The sequence below is a fragment of the Rhizobium sp. CC1099 genome (genome assembly GCF_029714385.1).
Classification (GTDB): Bacteria; Pseudomonadota; Alphaproteobacteria; order Rhizobiales; family Rhizobiaceae; genus Rhizobium.
This window is the reverse complement of sequence record NZ_CP121642.1, coordinates 1,806,617-1,828,215: the sequence shown is the minus strand read 5'-3', so window position 1 is coordinate 1,828,215 and position 21,599 is coordinate 1,806,617. Positions and strand designations below refer to the sequence as shown.

Genomic DNA, 21,599 nt, shown 5'->3' with positions numbered 1-21,599 from the left:
AAATGCGCGACTGGCCAGGTCAAATCGCGAACGGCGTTTGTGCGTCGAAAATGGGATTTCTTGGGCCGATGCAAAAGTGGTTGGGCGACTGCGTGTTGGGCAGCTGCTTCTGTATGGCCTTGTGAAACGCTGCATAATCCCGATCGAACTGTCCGTGGTTCCAGACGTTAATCAGCGCCGCTGTGAACGCGCCATTTCCGACACCGTCCAATGATTCCTGATTGTCCTGGCATCCGGATATCAACCGCACGGAACATGATATGGGAGAGTCCTTCGCTCTCGTGACGCTCTGTGCCTCCGCGCCGGTCATTGATCTGCCAAGCCCCGTGTAAAAGCTTCGATTTTGTCTGAAGGTTCTCGCCGCGACTGCGTTTGGCATCGCTCTCACCATGGTTTCAACTGCCGGAACCACTGCTCCAGGCAAAACCGCCTTAACAACGGTGCCGCTATGGCAGCTGTCCGAAATCACCATAACCCTAACCCCCGCCCTAAACTTTGCCCAAAGCTCATAGAGTTCATCATCCAGAAGTTGTCCATCGTACAAGCAAAGTGTCTCATCGGTCGCGTCGTCGGCTTCATCGCCGTTGAAGTCCGGAACTCGACCGCCATGCGATGAACAGCTCATGAAAAAGATGTCCCCAGGCTGAAGATCATCAGCAGCTTTCCTGATTTGGGCGATCACTTTGTCCCTGGTTGCGTTCTTGGTCAGCAGCAACGTCGTGTCGTAGCCGAGGCCGGCAGCTATTTCCTCCATGTCCTGTGCGTCGAACTCGCAAGCTGCCAAGGGGCCGGACCACCCCGCGTAGTGTGCAGGATCAACGGAATTGATGCCGATATGCAACGACCTGCCGATGGGGCCATCTTTGAGGCGCGCGCTGGTCGGTACGCGAGATGCGGGGAGCGCCTGCTCGGCAGTCTTTCCGGTGGCTGCCTTCGAACGTGCGGCGCGTGCCGTGTCTGTCTTGTGGGCAACGTCTCTCGGCTTCTTTGACAAAGCCTCGATCATTTTCGCGAACTTATCCGCGACTTTGCGGTAACCGGCGTCAGTCGGATGCAATTCGTCGAACCATTCCGTCTCGGCAACTGAATTCCGGCAGTCTAGGTAATTCAGTCTAGCCGAGGACACCGCAAGCAGCGACAGCTTCTCATTGAAACGGTCGATCATCACGCGTGCGATTGAACGTTGAAACTTATTGTCGGTTATACCTCGGGACGCCATCGGCTTTCCAAGCCACGGCCCGTTGGCAGGCACCGTGTAATCGTATCCATGACAGATGATCTGCACGTCAGGAAAAGCCTTCGCAACCTGACGGACCAGCTTTGAATAGATACCTATTGCCTCATCGAGCACCGTGCTGAACGATGGACGCAGATGGGCGGCGGGTGGACGAGAGGGATCGAAGTCGAATAGATGTGCTGCGAGATTGCCTCCCGCAACGACATCGTTGCCTCCTCCGCTGAAGAGAAAAATCGAAGCGCCGGTACTTTCGATAGCCTGCACATACTCAGCCTGCCGATACATGTTCGAGAGGGTATCTCCCGCTGCATCCAAGCTGAAGACTGCGTATTTCTGCATAAGCTCATCGATTATGTCGGTGAGCTTAAAGGGATACTGAAACCAGCTGTCGCCCTCAGAGACGAGTATCGGGCCCTTGTAAGTGCCGCTTCCTACGCGGCCGTTGAAGGCGATCCGCCGTCTGAGCCGTGCTATGAAATTCGCGCTGTTTAGAAGCGCGGCGCTGCGAGCGCGAGCATCGGGGGTGGACGGTACGCTGACTGTCTGCGGGTTTATTGCGAGAACCGGATTGAATGGGCCGGACTTCGCCTCGTCAACAAGGAAGTATCCCTGCAACTCGTCGTCGATAATCGCTGGGTCGGCGAGACGTCTATTAAGTTCTTCGATCGTGATCTTCTCATTGGATGTCATTATTTCCTCCCTGGTGGCTGCATCCGCCGATCGGAGCAACCCGCTCAAGTATTGCTCTCAACATACGGCTCCGATTGTAGAGGTCCTCCTGGCGCAGGAGTTCGCCGGGTGCCGCGTCGATGGTAATTTCACTGATGCTCAATGCCGCGATCGCGTCGTGCTGCTGAAGCCGATCGCAGAATCGTGACTTCATAAGCGATTTCCCAATGAAGTTGGGATGCGTTGTCGCTCCCGGGCGTGCGCAAAAAGCTCTCTCGATAAGATCGACGATCGACTTCGAATACATGCCCACACTCAACCGCATGTCCGTGTCTTTCGAAGGCATGTGTAATGTGGCATCGACGGCGGCGCCCGTGCGTTGCCTATCGAGCAAATCAGAGAACGCGGCCTCGAAGTCCTCAGCCTCGATCAGGGGAGTAATAAAATCGACCGAGGTCACCCGCTCGATCAACCGGCTGTAGAGCGCCGTATCACGCGTCTTTAGAGTCTCGAGGAGATCGCGCATCACCATGACTCCTGCGCCGTCGCAGATGATGTGCAACGTGTAGCTTGGAAGATTCACCAGCTCTGTTGCAAGCTTGTGTATCGGTCCGGTAGGTGCTGCCGCCTTTCGGCTCGCCAATTCAACGTCCCTCCAGAAAGCGCGACCGATGCCATGTGTATGTTCCTCGATGAGACGATCCAGTTCGTCCCCACGGGTCTTCGTCTGTTTGGTCGCTTCTTCGAAAAGCGTGCTGAGAACGATCGTGGTTTGCTCCACGAAATCGTTGCACCATGCGATCGTGAGGGGATAAAGTCCGTGATCCTTGATGAGCCGTTTCTCGCAGCTGACCTGGCTTGCCATTTCGTTTAGTCCGAGAAGACTTCCGCCTAATTTTAGCAATACGCCGCGGTAGCCTTCCACGGATCCTGCAGCCCTCGTGCCTTTCCATTTTCGAGCAACGGGCTGAGGGTCGCCCTTGTCACGCCGAAGGTAACGGCAGGTTTCCTCAATGCTGCCGTTGTCGTAGGGATATCGCGAACGCGAGACCGGGTCTCCGTCGTCTAGATGGATCAAATGACCTTGTACTTCATAGGCAGGCACGGAGCGTGAAGCCGGAGTATTTCTGTTAAAGAAAATTCCTTGTTCACCAACGGTGAATGTAAAGGCAGAGGGCGTAGACACCCCGAGGCGAAGAACCCAGCCGTCATAGATATTGTCAGCCCAGTCCTCGTAGGTCCAATGCCCCAGGCCGTTGCAGCCAAGATACCCGCCCCAGCCCCTACCCCATGAGTTCAGGACAATGAAGCCGCTACTGTCATACCCAACAACAACGAAGGCATGGCCGCCAGCAGGTGTGGCAGACGGAATAATCCGCCCTTTATTCTGGCGCACAGGTTCCGGGTCCCATCCCGAATGCGTGGCCGCCGAAACGAGGATCGGGCCGACCTCGTTCAGCGCAGCATGATAGTCGTTGAGACTCGCGCGCAGGCGGTAATATGCTCCGAGCGACACCCGCCTTGCGTCCTTGGACCTGCGCACATTAAGGCCACCGCAAGAGATGCCCGGTTGGTACGGCCAGAGTGCGTCTGCGCAAACACCGTTGTGATAAAAGCCCTTGATCACGTCACGCAGGGAGATGCCCCGTGGCTGTTCAGCCTGCAATGTCGCCATCTCATAAAGCATGCGTGCGCTAACGGGTTTGATGTCCAACGGCGTCTGCGAGTCCAGCATCCGTTGGATATCTATCAGAGCCGCGGCCGCATGTGCCGCGCACGTACCTTCGGTGCCCTGGTTGCGCGGAAGCCACTCAAGTGGCTTGTCCTGTTTCAAGGCGCGCATGACTTTCCTTGATGGCGAAAGTCTTGGGAGCAGCGGTCGCAGCGTCGGCAGGTACGGCTGGTCCCGCAGATCGATTGCATCCTTCGGGACGTTTCGTATCTCCGTGAGATGTTGGACGGCCGCCATTTGGACGGTTTACCTCCTCCGAAAGAACCTCGTCAGAAGAACAGAAGATGCTGATGCTGCAGCTGTCGGGGCACGCAGACCCTCAGCTATCCTCGGTCACACGATCTGGTACTTCATCCGGCTCTGCGCACAGAAAGGATCTGGCTGAAGGGGTAGGGATCGTCCACGCAGATCTTGTTTCCCTGGTTGCCCCCAAGAACGAAAGGCCGGGAGCCGTCCCACGTTACCAGAAACGCAACGTGGCCCTTCCAGGAGGATGGTGCCTCCCGCCAAAAGACGACAATGTCGCCCTCGCGCCAGTCGCCGTGATCGACCGGCCGACCCCACTCCAGCCAAGAACGTGCCGCCTTGCTGTTCGTACCTTCGGTTCCGGATTGCTCCACGCAGTAGTTTACGAATGAGGAGCACCATGAAACTTCATCCGGCATGGCACCGCCCTGCGTGCTTGCATGGTAGAGCAAGATGCGCGGATTATCGGCTCCAGGTGCGGGGAATTCGTTCACTCCCAGAGATTTTTCACGCTTTGCGATGTCATAAGGGCTTTGCCCGCCCGCCCGCCGAGCAATGACCTGATCTTCGAAATACGGAAGATCGAGCGGTATTCCGGCTTCGAGTTCTTTCAGCGCGCGCACATGGGGGTTTAGTTCTCGGATCAGACCTGTTGGGCTTCCGCTACGCTTTGCAAGGGTCGCGAATGTTTCGTCAGCCCTCGTATATATCGTCAAAAGCGCTCTGGCGCCGTCTGGACGAGGAGCCCTGACGGCCCTCGGAAGGCTTGCGATCCTTGATGCCTTTGCCATTGTCAATCCTCCTCAATAGGCTACGTGCAATCGGTCTGTCTGGACGCGGTAATTCGTTAATCGAGCCGACACTCGAATTCGGGACTCTTGCAGGCAGATCCGAGCGGATTGATTGGATGTTATTCTCCGCTGACTTGCCGCGAGAACACAAAGCTTCGCCGACCGAACTATTGAGGGTTCGGCAAACAAACAGAATAAATTGTACCTTGTAGATCGATTTCGGGATGTAGTTCCCCTAGCCGAAATCTCGGTGGCAAATATACATCCTCTTGTTGAATTAGCAAGAAAAATTCTAGCTCGCATTCTCAGTGCTTCATTAGCCTTTCAGGTCATATGTACTCTGCATGTCTTTCCTATTGTATTTTCTCGTTATTTTTGCCCGAGAAAACTCTGTGCAGCAATATATACTGCGGTGCAATAGCGATGCCTTCTTATAAAACCGAACTTTGTCCATGAAAAATCGCCAAATGACTGCAATGACCTGGTTACAACGAAGTTCGAGCCGAGAGACCTTTGGAGGGCGCTGTTTTTGGGGCCTAGCCGGATTGGGTGCGAACTAATCAATCGGTAATACACGAGGTTTGGTGCAAAGCGAAGTTTGCCCGGCCGGCGGCTGAGGCAGCTTATCCTTTTGAGGAAACGGGGTATTTTGGCTGCCAATGGCGTCGAATACCAGACCTTCATGCCGGGTAAGGCGCACACGTAGGTATATATTAGCTTTTTCGATTGTAACTTAACCGAGTTTCCTGTAGTGATGTTGAACGATATTTGTGAGGAGGGGAGTTATGAGAGTATTGCTTCTCGCATTGGCCATCTTGAGCGCATCTACGTTCACATCGTCCGCTCAGACGGCTTGCAACCCAGCGGTTCAGCAATGCCGCTAATTGCGGTAATTGCTCAAATTTGACCTACGCCCATGAAGGATCTTCTGGCGTTGCTCTTCGGCGCAGCGATCGTCGTGGTTTTTTCCTACGACCGCTTTAACCGAACAACAGACGAGGCGGGCCAGCAGTTGCAGCGCCTGGTCAATCTGTTATCGCCCGACAAATTGCGGTCAGGACGTGTAGTCTTCAACGCATACACATTCTACGCGCTGACGTTCCTTGTCATATATTTCTTCTTGTGTGCCTACGCCGAGCTCATTCCCGCACTCGGAGGACCCGATCTCACCGTTGGCGCGAGTAAGCTCCCGTCATTGGCTAGTGAGGAGAATACACAAACATCAGTTGGACCTCTCCTTGTTCAAACCGGTGGCAACCTCATTGACGCAATCCTGCACCAGTCTTTGACGCCAACAAGCGCTTCAACAAGCGCCGACCAATCAAGTATCGGAATTGACTCGTCAACATCAATGGCGGTCGCACTGATGATTGTTGGACTAGCGCCTGCATTTCCAATTCTCCAAAGATTTGAGGCCTGGATGAGGGGTGCCGCCCATCGGCTCGCTGGAATTCCAACGCGCGTGTTAAGCGTTCGCGATGAGCTGCGTACGCAGACCATAAATCTCAATGGTTCCGATGGCGCCATCCCTCCTGACACGTTGCTTATTCCACGAAGCGACTGGGCGCGGTTGTCGTACTACAGGTCACTCGCGAAAGGTCGAAGGGAGATCACTGAAGATTTTCACAGCGATCTTGCCCTCATCTTTGCCGTTTCCGCTTGGGTGATTGATCACAGGCTTAAGCTGTCGAACCCGCATGCCCGCGAGCGTTTTAGTCATCTGGAGGAGGAGTTAAAGAACCGGAAAGGCCTATTGATTGCGGCCTTGGACGAAAAGACTGAATTCGGCACGCGTGGGCAATCCCGAGAGAAGCACGGTGACGAGCTTTCATCGCCCGCCGTTCCTGGGGTAGAGTCGGGAACAAGCAGTCCAGAGAGCTGGGATCGTCTGGTTAGCGACGTCGAATATCTTGCCGACGATGTGTGCCTGCTTTTGGCAATCTACATCGAACATGACATCATTGTTTCCGAGGCCCCTTCAAAGACCTCACAAGGTAGCATTCCGATACAGAGGAAACTCGCCAGGGAAAAACTTGATCTATTCCTTAAAGAGCATCTTTCCGACCAAGGGGGCGACACTCGTTTGAGCTCTTGCACCGCGGTGACGGGGCTGTGGGTATTTTCAGTCGTCGCGCTTGTTGCGATTCTCTGGAGCCTTTTCTTTGGCCCTCTCGAGTTACACTTGCAGCTTGGACAGGCCAGTGATCCCTACTGGCGGATCATGGTATATCTTTCGACATCTCTCACCGCGTACTGCATTCCGATGTTCACCGCACTGGCTATTCGCGATGGTTCGAAGCAGTTGCGAAGGTGGCGCAATTTTTTTGACTCAAATTCGAAGTGGACGACTGTTTTCCCGCAAGCGGCCTTTGTTCTCCTCGCCTCGTGGGGTGTGGCAACGATCTTAGTTCTTGGTGTTGCACTCTGGCAAGCTGGGGTGACGTTTGGGTGGGATGTTAGTGCGGAACGCTTTTGGTCAACGTTAAAGTTCACTTTCGCTTACAACGCTCCGACGGCAGTACGCGGGGCTTTTCTCTCTCTCATCGTGGTCCTGATACTCGATGCTCGACGGTCGAAGTGGTACGCATGGTTACGAAAAAGCAGCCGCAGGAGCCTCATTCTGGCATTCGGAGCAGCGCTTTTCATGGCGCTCGTCGGCGGTGGGACAAGGTTTCTCTCAACTCAGGCAGGAACGCTTGGAGCTTCCGTGCCACGGCCGGGTGGTACTGTTATTGATCACATCGACCGAGGATTGATCGCGTATGCGGCTATATACACAGCGCTCTTGGCTTTCTGTGTCGTATTCTCGGTCGCGGAAGTCGTACGCACTCAGCGTTTTCGCCTAAGTTTAACAATACCTGAAGCAAAGGCGGGCTAGAAATGCAAGCAGCCTCACGCATCGGCTTCCTAGCGTTCGCCTTGGCCGCGATGTTGGCACCCGAAAAAATCTTTTGCCAAGAAATTACTATAGGTGCTCGCGAGGATGCGCGGCCTTTCGTCTGGCGAGATGGCGACACAGATGAATACCTTGGGTTTTTGTGGGACATTTGTACGAAGGCCACTCAACGTGCCGGATACAGCTTTCGCGCTACACCTCTACTCTCAGAAGACAAAGAGAAATTCCTCAACCACGGTTCAATGAACTACGATCTACTTTGTGACCCGACGACGATCACGCTCTACCGAATGAAAAATTTCATGGAGAAGGGCGAGCTCTCGCATCTTTCTTTCTCTCCCATCATTTTCGTCGCGAATGGAGCTTATGCCAGTCACAGTTCGACAGCAGCCCGGCCAGGTTGGGGCGAAGCTTCCGACAGCCAACAACATCCGAAGCGCTGTACGGATCTATTAAATCAGGCCGAAGAGGGAAAAGTTGAACAAACCTCGCCATGGATAACGATGGTTCCCCCGACCAATAACGGCAGCTTACGCTTCGAGATCTGGGGTTACGTTAAAGGATCAACCATCGGTGCCAAACTCGAGCATGATAACTCACTCAGACAGGCTGATTCTACCGGCGACCGCCCTTTGGTATGTCTGAAGGATTTTGCCTCGCACGAGGAAGCTGCGGATTGGTTCTGCACGGATCGCCTTGCCCGTTATTTTGGCGATGCTGACATCATTAAGGCAACGATCAAATCAAGGTCGGAGCGTCCAGGAGGATCCTGCACATCCGGCGTAAACTTCTCCGCCGACGGCACCTATGAACCCTACGCGTACGTGACGTCATCACGCAATTTTCCGGAGTTTCCCAAGAAATTTGAACACGCACTCTATGGGATGTTTACTGATGGAACCGTGGAGCGTCTTTTTACCGGCCACTTCAGCTCAGGCAAATCAGAATACCTGAGGACGCTCTTTCAAATAAACAGCATCCCACGTGGGATGCCGCCAACGCAGCCGAAAGGAGCCGAACTCAAGCCTAAACAATAAAGGCGTCGGGCTTCGCCGCTTCAACCAACTGGATGCTCAAACATACGCCAGCCTGGCGGCCCAGTCAGTGAAGGATAGGAATGTTCTGCATACCATTTACGCGCTTGCGATAGCACACGGAATGGATGAGGTCGGGTCGGCGAGTGACCCCGATGATGAGGAAGATCCAGCCGAAAAGAGCCCGGTTCTGCGGAAGCTGAAGAAGAAGGCCGCATCCGCTTCGGTGCCTCGTGAAGCAAATCCGTATTTGAACTCGACACTGTGATCCTCCAGCACCAAGGGACAAAGCATTCGCTCATAGCCCCATATCTGGGAGGAATGAGACGGCTCCCTTTTTCCCCATTCAACGCCAGAGCCTTTTTTGCATCCTCGACATCGTCGTGATGCCCGTCTCCAACCCTGAACATTCGATTTGTCCGGGAACCTTCACGACCGCTGGGCGGATCATCAGCTCAGGGAACCAATAAATGATTCTCCAAACTTTAAGACCCAATCGGCGATCACCGGGGAAAGCACCGCGAGGAGAACCTTCACGACATTCCAAACGCCGCCGAAATCGATCGGCGCGTTGGCCTGTCCTTGCACGAAGGTCGCGGCACAAAAATAAGCGGTACCCAACGCCAAGGAGAAGATCGTCGCCCAGTAGAGCGTCATAGCGCTGCGCAAGTTGCCGTAGTTTTGCAATTGTACGATATCGGCTGCTTTGGTCGGCGCGTGAGCGCCGGCAATCATGTCGGCACCAGGTTGGAACAGTAAATGGACGGCGACAATCGTCAGAAGGAAAGTGACCGCGGCAAGCAAGGTAATGCTTCGAATTCTCGCCATCCGGTCCTCCATAGGGAGACTGAGCGAACCGGCTACCACGGCGGTCGCCATGGTGTAAGTGAGGCCTGCCACCAGCACGATCCCAATTCCGAGGGCGGCAACTCGCTTAAGGCTGTTGCCGGTGTTACCAATTCCGGCTTCGGTGCAGGGCACCAGCGTGAGTGACTCCTCCTTGTCACAGCTCGGTAGATAGTACAGCGTCTTATCGATTAGATTTCTGGCAATCTTAGCAGGGATGTGATCGCTTGCCACGCGGCGCGATGAGAGATCAAACGCTGCGATCGCAAAGCTTGTCACTAAGATCAGAACAAAACCCACTTTCAGCCACTTGTTGGCGGCGGCCTGCCAGATGATCACCGATCCATAGGCGGTCAGGGCGACGGCAAACACCATCGCCGCACACAAGGCAAAGCCGAAATTATATAGCGACGACACCACCTGCGATGAGATGAAGGTTATCGGATACGGTTTGGCAGACGTTGCGCCCGGCAGGAATGTCATATCAATCCGGCCGACCTCGATGATGTCGTTGAATATCCACCGGGCAAGGATGATCACCAGGATCGGCGCTAGAAATATAAGGGCCGGAAAAAAATAGGGTTGAATGTTAGACCAGAGTGTTATTCCAAGCCTGTCGTTACCGTTTCCATTCTCCGCCATCTTTCCTCCTCAGAAGATGATATCTTGCGCACCGCGGATCGGCCGTGCCGAAGCGATTGATGTCGCCTCGACCGTCCCCATCTTGTCCATCCTGCGAAGTTTGCCGAAATCAAGGTTCGTTAGCTGTTCGATCAACGTGATCGGCCGCTGATAGACCCGCGCTTCCTCGATGGTGTAAGGATTGTACCGCGTGCTCTCGAACAGCGGGGCGATATTCGAGGTCTGTTCGACAATGAAGCCGGTCACCGAGACCGAACCGACGTCCCTTTTGAAGACTGCAATCTTCCAGAACGACCAGGGAATTTGCCACGGACCGCCTCTGAGCCCTTCGCCGTAAAAGTCGTCGTCTGGTCTGAGGATTGGGCCGGTCATCACGCTGACTTTTTGGGTACGCCGGTCGGCGCGCGCCAGAACGAAGTCCTCGAGGTTTCCCCAGATCTCGCTGTTATAGATATGTTCCTGCGGTGCGGAATTCGTATAGTGAAAGGTGTCGTCTCCGGCACGGTCGGCGATATTTTGCTGCCCCCAAACAGGATCGAGACGGCGCACGAGATGCCCGCGGTCGACCTGAATGCCCTTTCCCGGAACCTTGCCATAGACCTCGGCGAGCGTCTGCTGACTCGCTGGGAGGCGATCGTCGCGCCGCCAGCTTGGCGATTTCGTCGATTTCAGCTGGCTGCCGTCGATATTGACGGCCGTCCATAGCGCCAATCGGCGCTCGGCATCCAAGGCAAGCGAGAAATGGACGTAGTCGAACACATGATTATTCGTCGTGGAATTGACTGCAAGCGTACCCTTGAAGTCGGCCGTGGTCTTCGGCAGGTCGATCACGAGGTCAGCGCCGAGGAAGTCCGGCTTGTAACCAGTAGAATCCAAAAAGGCCGGATCGGTAAAGCGGGTGCTTTCGAAGGCCGGTGCCTCCCCGACCTTGGGGAGTGTCTGCCATTTTTTCGGCTCGGCCTCCGCTTCCGTAACGGGCAGTGGCCGATAGTTTGTACGCGGATCATAGGCGAGCATTGCCATGATCTTTGCTGCATCCGTCTCGAACGCCGAGGCCTGCTGCAGATGTTTCCAGATCGCACTGATGCGCACACCCTCGTTGGCGATCCAGCGTTTGGCGTCCTCGCCCTCTGCGGCAATCCAGATCTCACCGCGTCTGTTCAGAGTATGGCCGTCGCTGTTGCGATCGGCGATAGCAAGATGATGGATCGCAACGAGATCCCATTGATCGTTGAACACCGCCGCTCCCGAGGAGCCGCGCTCCGTGTCGGCCTCGTAGTGGATCGCATAGGGGCTAATATTGGGGAATTTCTGACGATCAAGCGTGATGATGCGGTTCTCGCGCACCACGACCTGCTTTGTGCCGCCACTCGGGTGCTGGATCAAGGAAACGTGTTCGCCGGCGACCCCCTTGCCACTCATCGGGATCAGCGGAAGCGCGCCGAAATCCGTGAGCGGAGTGCCGTCATGGCCCATCGGCTGAACGGCGACCACCGTAACGTCGAGCTCGGCATTCGTGTAGAAAGCCTCAGACGGCGCAAAAGGGAAAATGTGGCCGCGCCGCTCGACGAAATTTCGATCGAATTCATAGCCGAACTCCGCCAGGCTGTTAGCGGCGGTTTCGGCATCGGGCAGGACATGATTGTTGGTCAAAAGCAACCCGGAGGTGATCAGGAAACCGGTTGCATAGTCGGGAGGGCTCGCCGGACGGCCGAGGATCTTGATGCGGCAAACCGCTCTGGCGGCTTCCAGGCTGCGTTCAAAGAAGTTGATGCTAACAATGTCGCGGCTGCCGACAAGACGCTCCAACGCATTTGGATCCTTGTGGTTTATGAGGTTCATGCGGACCGCAATGCGGTCGTTAGGCTCAGCCGCGATCGTTTTTGGTTCAGACGCGGCAACGGTCGTCAATACCTTATCGGCCTCTTGGAGCGGCTTCTGTTCTGCGATCGCGGCCTTGGTCGCCGACAGCAGCCCATCCAAGGTTACTGTTCCGAGCGGTGCGGCAATGCGTGCCATGGGGTTACTCTCCCGTTCCCTCGCCTGTCTGATCATCAAGCGCTTCGTTCAAAACTGCCGAGAGCCGCAAGCCGCCGAGCGCAAGCTCACGGTCCAGGATCGGCTGAACATGTTTCTGGTAGGATTCGTCAATTGAGATGCGACCCCCGGAGGAGGGCGCAGCGGGGAGTAGCTGGTAGACCTGGACGCCAGCCTGAAAGCACTCATTCGCCCACCCCACGACATAATCGCCCTTGAGCTCGCCGCCGAAAAGTCCCGGCATGACCGAGGTTTCAAGCTCTGCCGCATATGCGCCCCAGCTGAAACTGTGGGCGCCAATCAGCGTTTCGTCCCAAAGCTGGTGGAAGCTGACATCAGCACTTCGCAGCTTACCGTCAGGTCCCTTGCCCTGGAAGGTCACAGCAAGGCCGTTGCCGCCGCCGTCATTGCCACGTTCGGAGCAATGTAGCGGCTGGTGGATATCGCCCATCAGATGAGCGACAAACTTCAGGGCATCTGCGCGCGCACTTCTGCTGGCGTGTTCGTCCGAAAGGACCGAAATTTCGCGCTTAAGCGCCGCAACGATGCAATCGCCCTCATCATTCAGCACGCAGGCGTCAATCTGATTGGGATGGTCGATGTTGATATCAATGAAGTGCCAGCGTTTCGTTTTTGTGCCGGCGGCGGTGAACTTGAAATCGTCCGCCCAGGTCGACAGCGACGCCAATGACGTGCCTGGTCCGATAAGATCGGACACCGCGGCCAGGGCCTTAGCCGATAGACGGCGCTGCGCCAGCTCTGCGACGATCGAATGCCCGCCATCACCCCAGGCGCAGGCGTTGTCGGATGCAAGCAGCGCAAGGGACGCCGAGCAAGCAATGATTTGCAGTGATCTCATAGGATCCTCTCGCAGCAATTTTACTGATGTCAGTCACAACATGACGACGTGGAATTCGGCGTTGGGTTGACCTGTTAGGTCATGCATCAGGGTTGGAACGGAATCGTCCGCCCCGGCTGGCTGGCCTGCTCCTTCGTGTAGAAGACACCGTGAACCTTGACGCCCTGGGCGTTTAGCAGCGTGATGATCCCGCCCTTATTGGAGAGTGTCACCGGCGCTTTGATCTCGATCACCTGCGTCGCGCCGGCCAAGATCGAGCCAGAAAGGGACATGGCATTTTTCTGCTTGTCCTTGACCTGCCAGCCGGCGAGTTTGACGGGAACATCGGCGGTGTTAAGCAGCGTGACCGTCTCACGCTCGGGTGTTCTGACGTCGTTGACATAGGCGGCAATGATGCGAACGAGACCATCCGGTACCTCGAACGTTGGGATCCGGTCGCGATCCACCGGCGTATGGGGCCGGCCCGGATGCTCACGATCCTGCGGCACGATGATCGATCCGTCGCCATCGTCCGAGTGCCAGGCCTGTGTCTGAAACTTCAGAAAGATCGCCACCCACTGCTTCTCACGCGGAAACTCGATGATCAGCCCGCCATCTTGCCACGGCCCGTTTTGCGCAGCGAAGCGGCCCGGCGGATTGCCCTGATTGAAATGAATGTCGTGGATGCCGCGGCCCGGCTTGAAGCCGAAATATTTGTCGGCCTTGTCATTTTCCGGGCCCCATGTTTCCCCGAAGGCGTAGATCATAGCCTCCTCATCCGACATGGCGCGCTGGATGTAGGCATCGATCTTCTCGTTTAGATCGTTATCGGGTCCGGCAGCCTATATCGGCAGCGGCGTAAGCTCCCAGGGCTGCATGAGATTGCCGCGTATGAAATCGAGCGCCACACCGCCTGGTTCGCTAGGGGTCTTATGGAGCCCTTCAGGCAACTCAGCCAGGAGGTCGGTGATCGGATGCTCGAATTGCGATCGGACGAGAAATTCGACCTCACTGCCGTCCTGCGAGCGGACATTGATCGCGATCCGATGCAGCGTGCCATTTTCGGAGACGAGCACCTGGTAGTGCGGGCTCGCACCGGAGGCCAGGCGGTTGTTGATCGGCCTTCCTTTGAGAACAGCGTAGTTGTTGAGCGGCCTGACATCCCTCCATGTCGGTTCGTTTCGGACTGAACTTGCGGCCAATTTGCCCTATGTTCATTCAGGTACGTGGAGGCTCTTGCGAGCATCTAAGCGATGCGCGCACAGCCCTTCGGCAGGCCCATTGCAGTCTTACTGGAATGATCGGTATTCACGTAGTCGCCGAGACCGGTCTGAAGAGCATTGAACAGTTCAAGTGCTCTGCGAGCCGCCTTGCCCGGTAGTTCGCCGTCAATCGTGTCGCATTTGAATGACATTTCCGCGACAGCCGGCGGCCCTGCTGCTGTCTCGAAGTACCAGCAAGTCAGTGTGAACTCACCCAGGATGTTCTTGGCAATCCGTACTTGAGGTCCCTTTGCCGCAAGCTCATGGATCACTGGTCCGCCCACCAGGGCCTCATCCCCCACCAGCGGCCGGCTTAGCATTCCTTCAAGCGTCGGGAAGAGTTTTCCTAAGCGGGCTTCGGTGCGGTTGGATTCGTCCCAGCGGCGCTCTAGCTTTGTCGTCAGGGAATAACGGCTGCGGATCGAAGGCTTCGCCGGGAATACGACCGACGACGCGGGTTTCTGTGGCTTCACTTCTAATGGCGCTATATCTTCCTCGAACTTCGTCGTCGCCCCATCGGAAGCTGGCAGATGTGCATTCGCCACCACGAAAAAGTCTGCCATGCGCAACTTAAGCGCTATTTCCTGTTGACTGGAATCGGCGATTCCATCAGCTGCGTCCACGCGAGAGCGAAGTATGAATTCGGCTGCGGTCAGGGCACAGTCCCGCGTATCCCAGAAACGCAATATCCGCTCGAGCAACTCGTCGAACGTGTTTAAAACACAAAGGCTCCCGCCCCAACTCCTGCCGACGATGGGCGCGATTTCGCCATCCCAAAATGCGTTCGCATGCGCTTTTGTGAGCAGAGTGCCGAACTTTGCGGGATTGAGAAGCAATTTGTATTCACGTGCATCGAGCTTTCGCATGATCCCCGTCGCCCCCCGGAATCTGCAAGATAGTGAATTGCCATAGAAATGCACCCAACGGGATCATGCAGCGGAGATTGTTCTTTAGCAAGAGGAAAACTAGCGAGACTAACGTTTGGGTTGTTTTTCGTCGCAGTCGATGACGAGGGCTATTTGATATAATTGGTACGCGTTCGGCCCACATGCATCGAGCTCTGCCACCCCCGACCCGGCAAACCAGGGACCGCGCTTATCACCCTATGGCGGGGCAAGCTTCGATGCCAAGAGGGTTGACTTCGGTGCGTCCGGCTACATTCCACCTCACATGTCGCTAAATCCCTTCACTTCGAATTCCGCAGCCGCAAGCTCGGAGTCGATGGGCCACAGCTCTTCGAAGGGCGCAGTCGGCAGTGAGATCAATTGTTCGCCCTGCCAGGCTCCGATGACCGTGTCCTTATCGCCGGACGGAATGGAACGCCCGTCCGGCAGCTTGATATCCGACACCACAGCTCTTGGAGACGCAATGAGCTTGAGGTCCTCCGGTTTGCCGGAGACACAGCCCTCAAGGAGCAAGACGCCAGCGCGCGAATTCGGTCCGAGGTCGTAACCGCTCTGCCGGTACGCATCCGGGAAGTTCGGGTGCTCTATGAAGTCTCCGTCGAATTGAATTCGAAGCTCCGCCCACCGCTTTGTGAAGCGTTTCTGTTCGCTCATTACGAACACCTCACCGGTAAGGCGGGGTTCGTCTGGTGATTGCCATCCGCTGCCGAATACATTCGGCGGATCGGCGAGCGGCTCTCCGTTTGGCTCTCGCAATGCAATGGCATTGTTGAAATGAAAAAGCTGCGAAAAGCGTTTCTTTTTCTGTTTCGCTGGAGAGCGGCCGCGGCCGTGTGACGATGACGACTGCAGTTGGGCCTTGTACTCGAGGGCGAACACTCGCCTCGAGCCCTCACCGAGGCCCTCAGCCACTACATGCGGTTCGAGCAATCCAAGCGGCCGTTAGAAGAGTAAAAGTGGCGCCGAAGATCCGCCGAGACGCGTTCCACAACGTACGCACCAATTCCCCACTAGACTGTCGCATAATCTACAAGCAAAGCGCGAACATTCCCTTGCAGGATTACCCGCATGGTGAGAAGCTCCCGTCGGCGTTGTTCCTCGGAGGAGATAAGGATGAGGAAGAAGGGTAGTCGCAACGGTCTCACGGCGCTCGCGGTGGCGGGCACCAATGTCGTCGTTCTCGGTTGGGACATGAACGAAGATGATATCCGCACACGCGGTATCCTTGGTTTTGCCATCCAACGCACCCGACATGAGGATGACGAGAAAATATGGCTGCCAGGTCTGAAGACGTTTGAGAGCGTAGACCCGCATCCGGATCCGGGCGTTCCGGTGTCGTCGTTCCGGCATCCGTTGCAGACGTTTCAGTGGTCCGACTACACCCCGTCACCCGGGAAAAAATATACATACAGGATCGTTGCAATGGGCGGACAGCCTGGTGCCTTGGACGAGGACGCAGACGTCTCCCTCGCGGTGACGACGGAGCGTATTGATCAAGGGAAGCATGCGATCTTCTTCAACCGCGGCGCAATCGCTTCGCAGGAATATGCCCGGCGCTTTCAGAACCTCCCGCCGAACGAGGTGGGCCAGGCAGCCTACGACTGGTTGTCGCGCGGCTTGGTCGAGGGGCTCGAGACATTCCTGAGTCAAGCAGGTCAGGGAGACGAGCTATATGGTGCCATCTTTGAATTCGAGAACAAGCGAATTCACGCGGCGATCAGAGCAGCACATGATCGGGGCGCCAAGATCAAGGTCCTTTATGACGGCGACAGCCAACGCGAGGGCAATGAAGATGCGCTGAAAGGGTCAGGTATCACAGGGCTCACCAAAGCTCGCACTCGGTCTGGGCAGTTCGCGCACAACAAGTTCTTCATCCTCAGAAGAGCGGGAACATTCTCCGAAGTGTGGACCGGCTCGACCAACCTCAGTGACAATGGAATTTTTGGTCATTCGAACAATGCCCACATCATTCGAGACCAGAAGATTGCAGAGGCCTATTTCGCCTATTGGGAAGTCCTAAATAAGGACAAGACGGTTCGGCCGACCGCAACAGCCGCCACGGCGATTTCGCCAACCCCACCGCAGCAGATAAACACGTCAGGCGACGCCGTTGCCGTCTTCTCCCCACGGACAAACCTCGCCGCTCTCGACTGGTATGCACAGCTTGCAGGAAAAGCGGAGCGGGCTCTCTTCACTACCTTCGCATTCGGCATGAACAATCGGTTCGTGACAGTTTATGACCAGACGGACGAGGTATTACGCTTCGCCCTCATGGAGAAGAAAGGCAATGGCAGAAACTATAAGGTCCAAGCGGCCGAGGTCGATCGAATCCGAAAGCGACCGAACACAACCGTTGCCGTCGGCAACTACATCACAACCAACGCTTTCGATCGCTGGTTAAAAGAAATCGATCGGATCCAGGAGGATGTAAACGTTCGGTTCGTTCATACGAAATACATGCTGATCGACCCGCTTGGCGCCAAGCCGATCGTGATCGTCGGCTCGGCGAATTTTTCGCGGGCCTCGACCGACACGAATGATGAGAATATGCTGATCATCGAAAACAACGACGCCGTCTCCGACATTTACCTCGGTGAGTTTATGAGGCTCTTTTCACACTACGCGTTCCGCGAGTCTCTTACCTTCAAGAAATCGAACAAGCCGACCGACATTCTGCGACGAAAGCATCTGAAGGGAGATCCCTCCTGGATTGACGGAGATGGAGGCAATTCAGGCTACTTCGTTCAAGGCTTCGACCGCGCCCTTCGACGCCTTTATTTTTCAGGCCAGTGAAGCAGAATAAGGAATACGAAAGGTATCGACCTGATGCGCGGCCCTCGAAGTGGAGCGATGTCAAAGCCGTTGGTCACGTCGTTCAACTCACCACCGAAGGCATTAAGTGGACGAAATCGAAGCCGATGCCCTCACCGGTATTCAGTATTTCGACGCTCGTTGTCCGGGACGGCCTTCAGCCGGCACTGCTTTCCAGTTCGGCCAGGTGCGCCTTACAAATCGCCGCGACAATTTGGTGCAGATTCTCCGTCCGCTCAAACAGCCAGCCAAGCGCTTCTTCGCTGATCTCGAAGTGTTTCGAATAGCGCGCTTTCACATAGGCTTCGTTGAGGATGTTGTACCAGGCTGTATAGCGGTGCTGATCGCGCGGCCAGGCGTCGATGAGCCGGCGGTCCTGGTCCTCAGCCAGCCCCCGCAGGAATTTCAGATTGTGCGATGGCGGACTGTAGTTGGAGAGGGTCAGGAGCAATGCGGCGTATGCGGACTCGACTGACTGGTGCAGAAGGAATGCTGCCTCTTTCCCGCGCGCTTTACTTAATGCATAGCGGGACGTATCGAGTAACCCCGTGGACGCGGGAAACCGGTTTTCGAAATGCTCCTTCGCCACCCTATAAGCATCGACCGCGGAGAGTTTTCTCGGTTCGGCAAGCGGCCGGTCGTCGAGCTCGTAGAGCACGATGCCCTCGCGCAGGATGTCGACGAAGAAATACTGGCCGTCGGCCAGGAAGTTGTTCACCTCCCGGGCGCCATGGACGATCAGTCCGACCGGCGTCTTCACGTCCTTGTCCCATAGCAGCCGGTCGGTGGCCTTGTCCCAGTATTGCGGTTCTGCCAGTGCCTTGGAATTGACCAGCACCAGGATGTCGTAGTCGGAGCGGTAGCCCTTCATCGTGTGCGGCTCGTCGACCCAGGTGCCGCGGGCATAGGAGCCGAACAGGATGATCTTTAAGATCCGGCCGCGCTTCTTGAAGGCAGCAGACGTGCCGGCAAGCGCATCGGCAAACTCCTCATGGATGATCGCAACGACGCGGGCAAGCTCGCGCTGCTTTTCTTCCGGCAGATGTTCCAAGGACGATCGCATGGATCCATCGATAGGCTAAAGACGATTCGCCGTCTACTACTGGAAACTGTAGGAATCGCAGCGGCTCGCGAGCCGACGCAATCTCCCACGGCTACGGTGGGGGCGGGAGAATCCCTTGCTTTCCAAGAAGCAAGCTGAGGCTGGCCCGCTCGCTCGGCGCTACCGTGACACCACCCAGTTGTGCCAATCGGCTTCATCACCATGGAAGACGTTGAGGTCGATCCGGCCATCGACGCCATGCGACAGGCCGGAACCCGAATACTGCCAGAAGACCCACTTGCGCTTTGGGTAGACCTTGGACGGGTGAGCCGCGACCGAACGCAGCCAGAAGGGATAATCGAGAAACGCGCCCTTCAGATTGTCGCGATAAAAGTCCGGGGCCGTATAGATGATCGGGCGCTGGCCATATTGCCGCTCCAGCTTGTCCATGAAGACCTGCATTTTTTCAAGCACCCGTTCGCGCGAAGGGCGCCGCTTGCAGCTCGATTCACCATTCCACTCGACGTCGATGACCGGCGGAAGAGCGCCCGCTTCCTTGGGAACGTTGCGGATGAACCAGTCGGCCTGTTCGCCGGCCGTGCGGCACCAGTAGAAGAAATGATAGGCGCCGCGCTTCAAGCCGGCCTCCTTGGCTCGGCGCCAGTTCTTCTTGAACATCGGATCGAGATGATCGCCGCCGTCCGTCGCCTTGATATAGGCGAAGTTCGCCCCCTGCCTTCTCAGCCTCTCCCAATCGATCTCCGCCTGCCAGCGCGAAACGTCGACGCCATGCACGGCAAGCTTTCTGGGTGAGATGGACCCGAAATTGATCGGCTTGGCGTCGCGGAACCCGTAGCTGTAAATCTGCGAGCGCGTCTGCGGAGCTGCCCTCATTTCAGGTTTGTCCGGCGCCAGCATGGCAATCGGCCGGTCTGACGGGATGGGCGCGCCAACGGTTCTTGAAGCCGGCGCGAACGCCTGCGGCTGCGGCACCGATCCCGCCCAGGCCAACGTTTGCTGCGGCGGATCAGCCTGCACGGCGACGTCGCCGACATTGGCGGCAGGGACGGGCACGGTTGATTGGGCAACCGAGCCCGTGGTCTCCTCAGATGGCCGCCCGGCCTGAACGGTCGCAGGACGAGAATTGGCGGCGCAACCGGCCAATGTCAGGCACGCAAAAAAGATTGCTGTCACATTCGATAGACGCATAAGAACCCGTACGCAAAACAACTGCCGCCGACGCCAATCCCATGCCGCCGGGACCGGCTGGCTTGAATGGCTAACGGAAAATTACCAAAAAAGACTGAATACAATCTTTATTGCCAAGGTTAACGGCGCGCCGCATGCTTGCGAGTGCGTCACGGGAATTCTAGCCCAAGAATTTCTCTGTCAGCCGCGCCCACATGGCGGCACCAACCGTGAGGTTCTCGTCTGCAAAGTTGAATTTCGAGCTGTGAAGAATCTCCGAGTTCAGACCGTTGCCGAGACGCAGGAAGCAGCCCGGCTTATGCTCGAGAAAATGGGAAAAGTCCTCGCTTCCCGGGATCAGCGGGCACGTTAAGACCTTGTCCGGACCGACCAGTTCCTCCGCAATGCCTCGGGCAAACTCGGTTTCCTTCTCGGAGTTGATGACGACCGGGTGGCCGCGCACATAGTCGACCTCGGCCCTGGCGCCATAGCCTTCAGCCACGGTCGCGGTGAGTTTGCGAATTCTCGCCTCCAGAATGTCCCTGATCGCCGGTTCGAATGACCGGACACTGAGCAAAAGCGTAGCGATGTCCGGAATGACATTCGAGGCCTCGCCGGCATGGATGGAGCCGACGGTAACGACTGCCGTTTGTGTTGGATCGATGCTGCGCGACACGATGGACTGCAGAGAGACGACGAGATTGCAGGCAATGACGACCGGGTCCACCGTCAGATGCGGCCTGGAGGCGTGGCCGCCCTTTCCCTTGATGGTGATTTTTACCGTGTCGGCAGCGGCCATCAATGGACCGGAACGCAAAAGCCAGGTGCCTTCCGGCGCGCCGGGATGATTGTGCAGCCCGAAAATCGCATCGCACGGAAAGCGTTCGAACAATCCGTCGGCGATCATCGCTTCAGCACCGCTTGCGGTGCCGGCTTCCTCGGCGGGCTGAAAGATCAGGTTGACCGTTCCGTCAAAACGGCGGGTGCGCGCCAGATATTCCGCAGCCCCAAGCAGCATCGTCGTGTGGCCGTCGTGACCGCATGCATGCATCTTGCCGGCTGCCCGGCTCGCATAAGGCAGGTACGTTTCTTCCTGGATCGGAAGGGCATCCATGTCGGCGCGGATCGCAATACTGCGCGGGCTGCTGCCCACCTTGAGACGAGCGACGACACCGTGGCCGCCGACATTGCGGAAAACCTCGTAGCCCCAGGATTCCAGTTTTTCGGCGACGAAGCGTGCCGTCTCGACCTCTTCGAACGACAGTTCCGGATTGGCGTGAAGATGCCGGCGGGTCGCCACAAGCTCTTCCTTGAGCGGCTCGAAGTCGGAGATGCGGGCAAAAGCGTTGTCGCGTGTCATCAGTCAGTTCCGATAGCTAGAATGAACGGGATGGCCGCGCCGCGGTTTGGCGGCACGGGCAGA

14 protein-coding genes and 1 pseudogene are annotated in these 21,599 nt (G+C 56.5%); 3 read left to right on the top strand and 12 right to left on the bottom strand.

Annotation, left to right across the window (positions count from 1 at the left end; all coding sequences use genetic code 11):
* Positions 1–19 precede the first annotated feature (19 nt).
* The 3 genes from QA644_RS29980 to QA644_RS29970 all read right to left on the bottom strand — a co-directional run bounded on the left by QA644_RS29980 (position 20) and on the right by QA644_RS29970 (position 4,675).
* Positions 20–1,927, bottom strand: coding sequence for a caspase family protein (locus QA644_RS29980; RefSeq protein WP_283072797.1), 1,908 nt, complete (start codon positions 1,925–1,927; stop codon positions 20–22).
* Positions 1,914–3,875 carry a C1 family peptidase gene (locus QA644_RS29975; protein ID WP_283072796.1) on the bottom strand — a complete coding sequence of 654 codons (1,962 nt, stop codon included), beginning with the start codon at positions 3,873–3,875 and terminating at the stop codon, positions 1,914–1,916. Before QA644_RS29975 ends, QA644_RS29980 begins: the two co-directional genes overlap by 14 nt.
* Positions 3,876–3,988: 113 nt before the next feature.
* Positions 3,989–4,675 carry a TIGR02594 family protein gene (locus tag QA644_RS29970; protein ID WP_283072795.1) on the bottom strand — a complete coding sequence of 229 codons (687 nt, stop codon included), beginning with the start codon at positions 4,673–4,675 and terminating at the stop codon, positions 3,989–3,991.
* Between the two features lie 916 nt (positions 4,676–5,591).
* Here QA644_RS29970 and QA644_RS29965 point away from each other — a divergent pair.
* Positions 5,592–7,553: a hypothetical protein gene (locus tag QA644_RS29965; protein WP_283072794.1), complete on the top strand. Its 1,962-nt coding sequence runs from the start codon at positions 5,592–5,594 to the stop codon at positions 7,551–7,553.
* Positions 7,554–7,555: 2 nt separating this feature from the next.
* Complete coding sequence (locus QA644_RS29960) at positions 7,556–8,608, top strand: transporter substrate-binding domain-containing protein (RefSeq protein ID WP_283072793.1); 1,053 nt, start codon at positions 7,556–7,558, stop codon at positions 8,606–8,608.
* 447 nt (positions 8,609–9,055) lie between these two features.
* On the opposite strand, the gene QA644_RS29955 is transcribed toward QA644_RS29960, so the two are convergent.
* The 6 genes and pseudogenes from QA644_RS29955 to QA644_RS29930 form a co-directional block, all read right to left on the bottom strand.
* A complete protein-coding gene (locus QA644_RS29955; RefSeq protein WP_283072792.1) occupies positions 9,056–10,093 on the bottom strand; it encodes a hypothetical protein in 1,038 nt (345 codons plus the stop codon).
* A gap of 9 nt (positions 10,094–10,102) precedes the next feature.
* Complete coding sequence (locus tag QA644_RS29950) at positions 10,103–12,112, bottom strand: DNA/RNA non-specific endonuclease (protein ID WP_283072791.1); 2,010 nt, start codon at positions 12,110–12,112, stop codon at positions 10,103–10,105.
* A gap of 4 nt (positions 12,113–12,116) precedes the next feature.
* The gene (locus QA644_RS29945) at positions 12,117–12,989 is read right to left on the bottom strand and encodes a S1/P1 nuclease (protein ID WP_283072790.1); all 873 of its coding nucleotides are present in this window, start codon (positions 12,987–12,989) and stop codon (positions 12,117–12,119) included.
* A gap of 86 nt (positions 12,990–13,075) precedes the next feature.
* Positions 13,076–14,170: pseudogene (locus QA644_RS29940) on the bottom strand (DUF2278 family protein).
* 44 nt (positions 14,171–14,214) lie between these two features.
* Positions 14,215–15,096, bottom strand: coding sequence for a hypothetical protein (locus QA644_RS29935; protein WP_283072789.1), 882 nt, complete (start codon positions 15,094–15,096; stop codon positions 14,215–14,217).
* A gap of 300 nt (positions 15,097–15,396) precedes the next feature.
* Positions 15,397–15,789: a hypothetical protein gene (locus tag QA644_RS29930; protein WP_283072788.1), complete on the bottom strand. Its 393-nt coding sequence runs from the start codon at positions 15,787–15,789 to the stop codon at positions 15,397–15,399.
* A 459-nt stretch (positions 15,790–16,248) separates the two neighbouring features.
* Here QA644_RS29930 and QA644_RS29925 point away from each other — a divergent pair, with 459 nt between their 5' ends.
* Entirely contained in the window at positions 16,249–17,928 is a 1,680-nt protein-coding gene (locus tag QA644_RS29925) for a phospholipase D-like domain-containing protein (protein ID WP_283072787.1), read from the top strand.
* Between the two features lie 175 nt (positions 17,929–18,103).
* Here the strand turns inward: QA644_RS29925 and QA644_RS29920 are convergent, their stop codons facing one another.
* From QA644_RS29920 to QA644_RS29910, 3 genes are all read right to left on the bottom strand, one after another.
* Positions 18,104–19,009, bottom strand: a complete 906-nt coding sequence (locus tag QA644_RS29920; protein ID WP_283072786.1) for a nucleotidyltransferase and HEPN domain-containing protein — start codon at positions 19,007–19,009, stop codon at positions 18,104–18,106.
* A gap of 159 nt (positions 19,010–19,168) precedes the next feature.
* Entirely contained in the window at positions 19,169–20,197 is a 1,029-nt protein-coding gene (locus tag QA644_RS29915) for a GH25 family lysozyme (RefSeq protein ID WP_283072784.1), read from the bottom strand.
* 160 nt (positions 20,198–20,357) lie between these two features.
* Positions 20,358–21,536 carry a M20 aminoacylase family protein gene (locus tag QA644_RS29910; protein ID WP_283072783.1) on the bottom strand — a complete coding sequence of 393 codons (1,179 nt, stop codon included), beginning with the start codon at positions 21,534–21,536 and terminating at the stop codon, positions 20,358–20,360.
* Positions 21,537–21,599 lie beyond the last annotated feature (63 nt).

What these genes read in the sequence shown, in the direction of transcription:
- QA644_RS29980 (WP_283072797.1), bottom strand. Translation starts at nt 1,927, where the DNA reads ATGACATCCAATGAGAAGATCACGATCGAAGAACTTAATAGACGTCTC.
- QA644_RS29975 (WP_283072796.1), bottom strand. Translation starts at nt 3,875, where the DNA reads ATGGCGGCCGTCCAACATCTCACGGAGATACGAAACGTCCCGAAGGAT.
- QA644_RS29970 (WP_283072795.1), bottom strand. Translation starts at nt 4,675, where the DNA reads ATGGCAAAGGCATCAAGGATCGCAAGCCTTCCGAGGGCCGTCAGGGCT.
- QA644_RS29965 (WP_283072794.1), top strand. Translation starts at nt 5,592, where the DNA reads ATGAAGGATCTTCTGGCGTTGCTCTTCGGCGCAGCGATCGTCGTGGTT.
- QA644_RS29960 (WP_283072793.1), top strand. Translation starts at nt 7,556, where the DNA reads ATGCAAGCAGCCTCACGCATCGGCTTCCTAGCGTTCGCCTTGGCCGCG.
- QA644_RS29955 (WP_283072792.1), bottom strand. Translation starts at nt 10,093, where the DNA reads ATGGCGGAGAATGGAAACGGTAACGACAGGCTTGGAATAACACTCTGG.
- QA644_RS29950 (WP_283072791.1), bottom strand. Translation starts at nt 12,112, where the DNA reads ATGGCACGCATTGCCGCACCGCTCGGAACAGTAACCTTGGATGGGCTG.
- QA644_RS29945 (WP_283072790.1), bottom strand. Translation starts at nt 12,989, where the DNA reads ATGAGATCACTGCAAATCATTGCTTGCTCGGCGTCCCTTGCGCTGCTT.
- QA644_RS29935 (WP_283072789.1), bottom strand. Translation starts at nt 15,096, where the DNA reads ATGCGAAAGCTCGATGCACGTGAATACAAATTGCTTCTCAATCCCGCA.
- QA644_RS29930 (WP_283072788.1), bottom strand. Translation starts at nt 15,789, where the DNA reads ATGAGCGAACAGAAACGCTTCACAAAGCGGTGGGCGGAGCTTCGAATT.
- QA644_RS29925 (WP_283072787.1), top strand. Translation starts at nt 16,249, where the DNA reads ATGAGGAAGAAGGGTAGTCGCAACGGTCTCACGGCGCTCGCGGTGGCG.
- QA644_RS29920 (WP_283072786.1), bottom strand. Translation starts at nt 19,009, where the DNA reads ATGCGATCGTCCTTGGAACATCTGCCGGAAGAAAAGCAGCGCGAGCTT.
- QA644_RS29915 (WP_283072784.1), bottom strand. Translation starts at nt 20,197, where the DNA reads ATGCGTCTATCGAATGTGACAGCAATCTTTTTTGCGTGCCTGACATTG.
- QA644_RS29910 (WP_283072783.1), bottom strand. Translation starts at nt 21,536, where the DNA reads ATGACACGCGACAACGCTTTTGCCCGCATCTCCGACTTCGAGCCGCTC.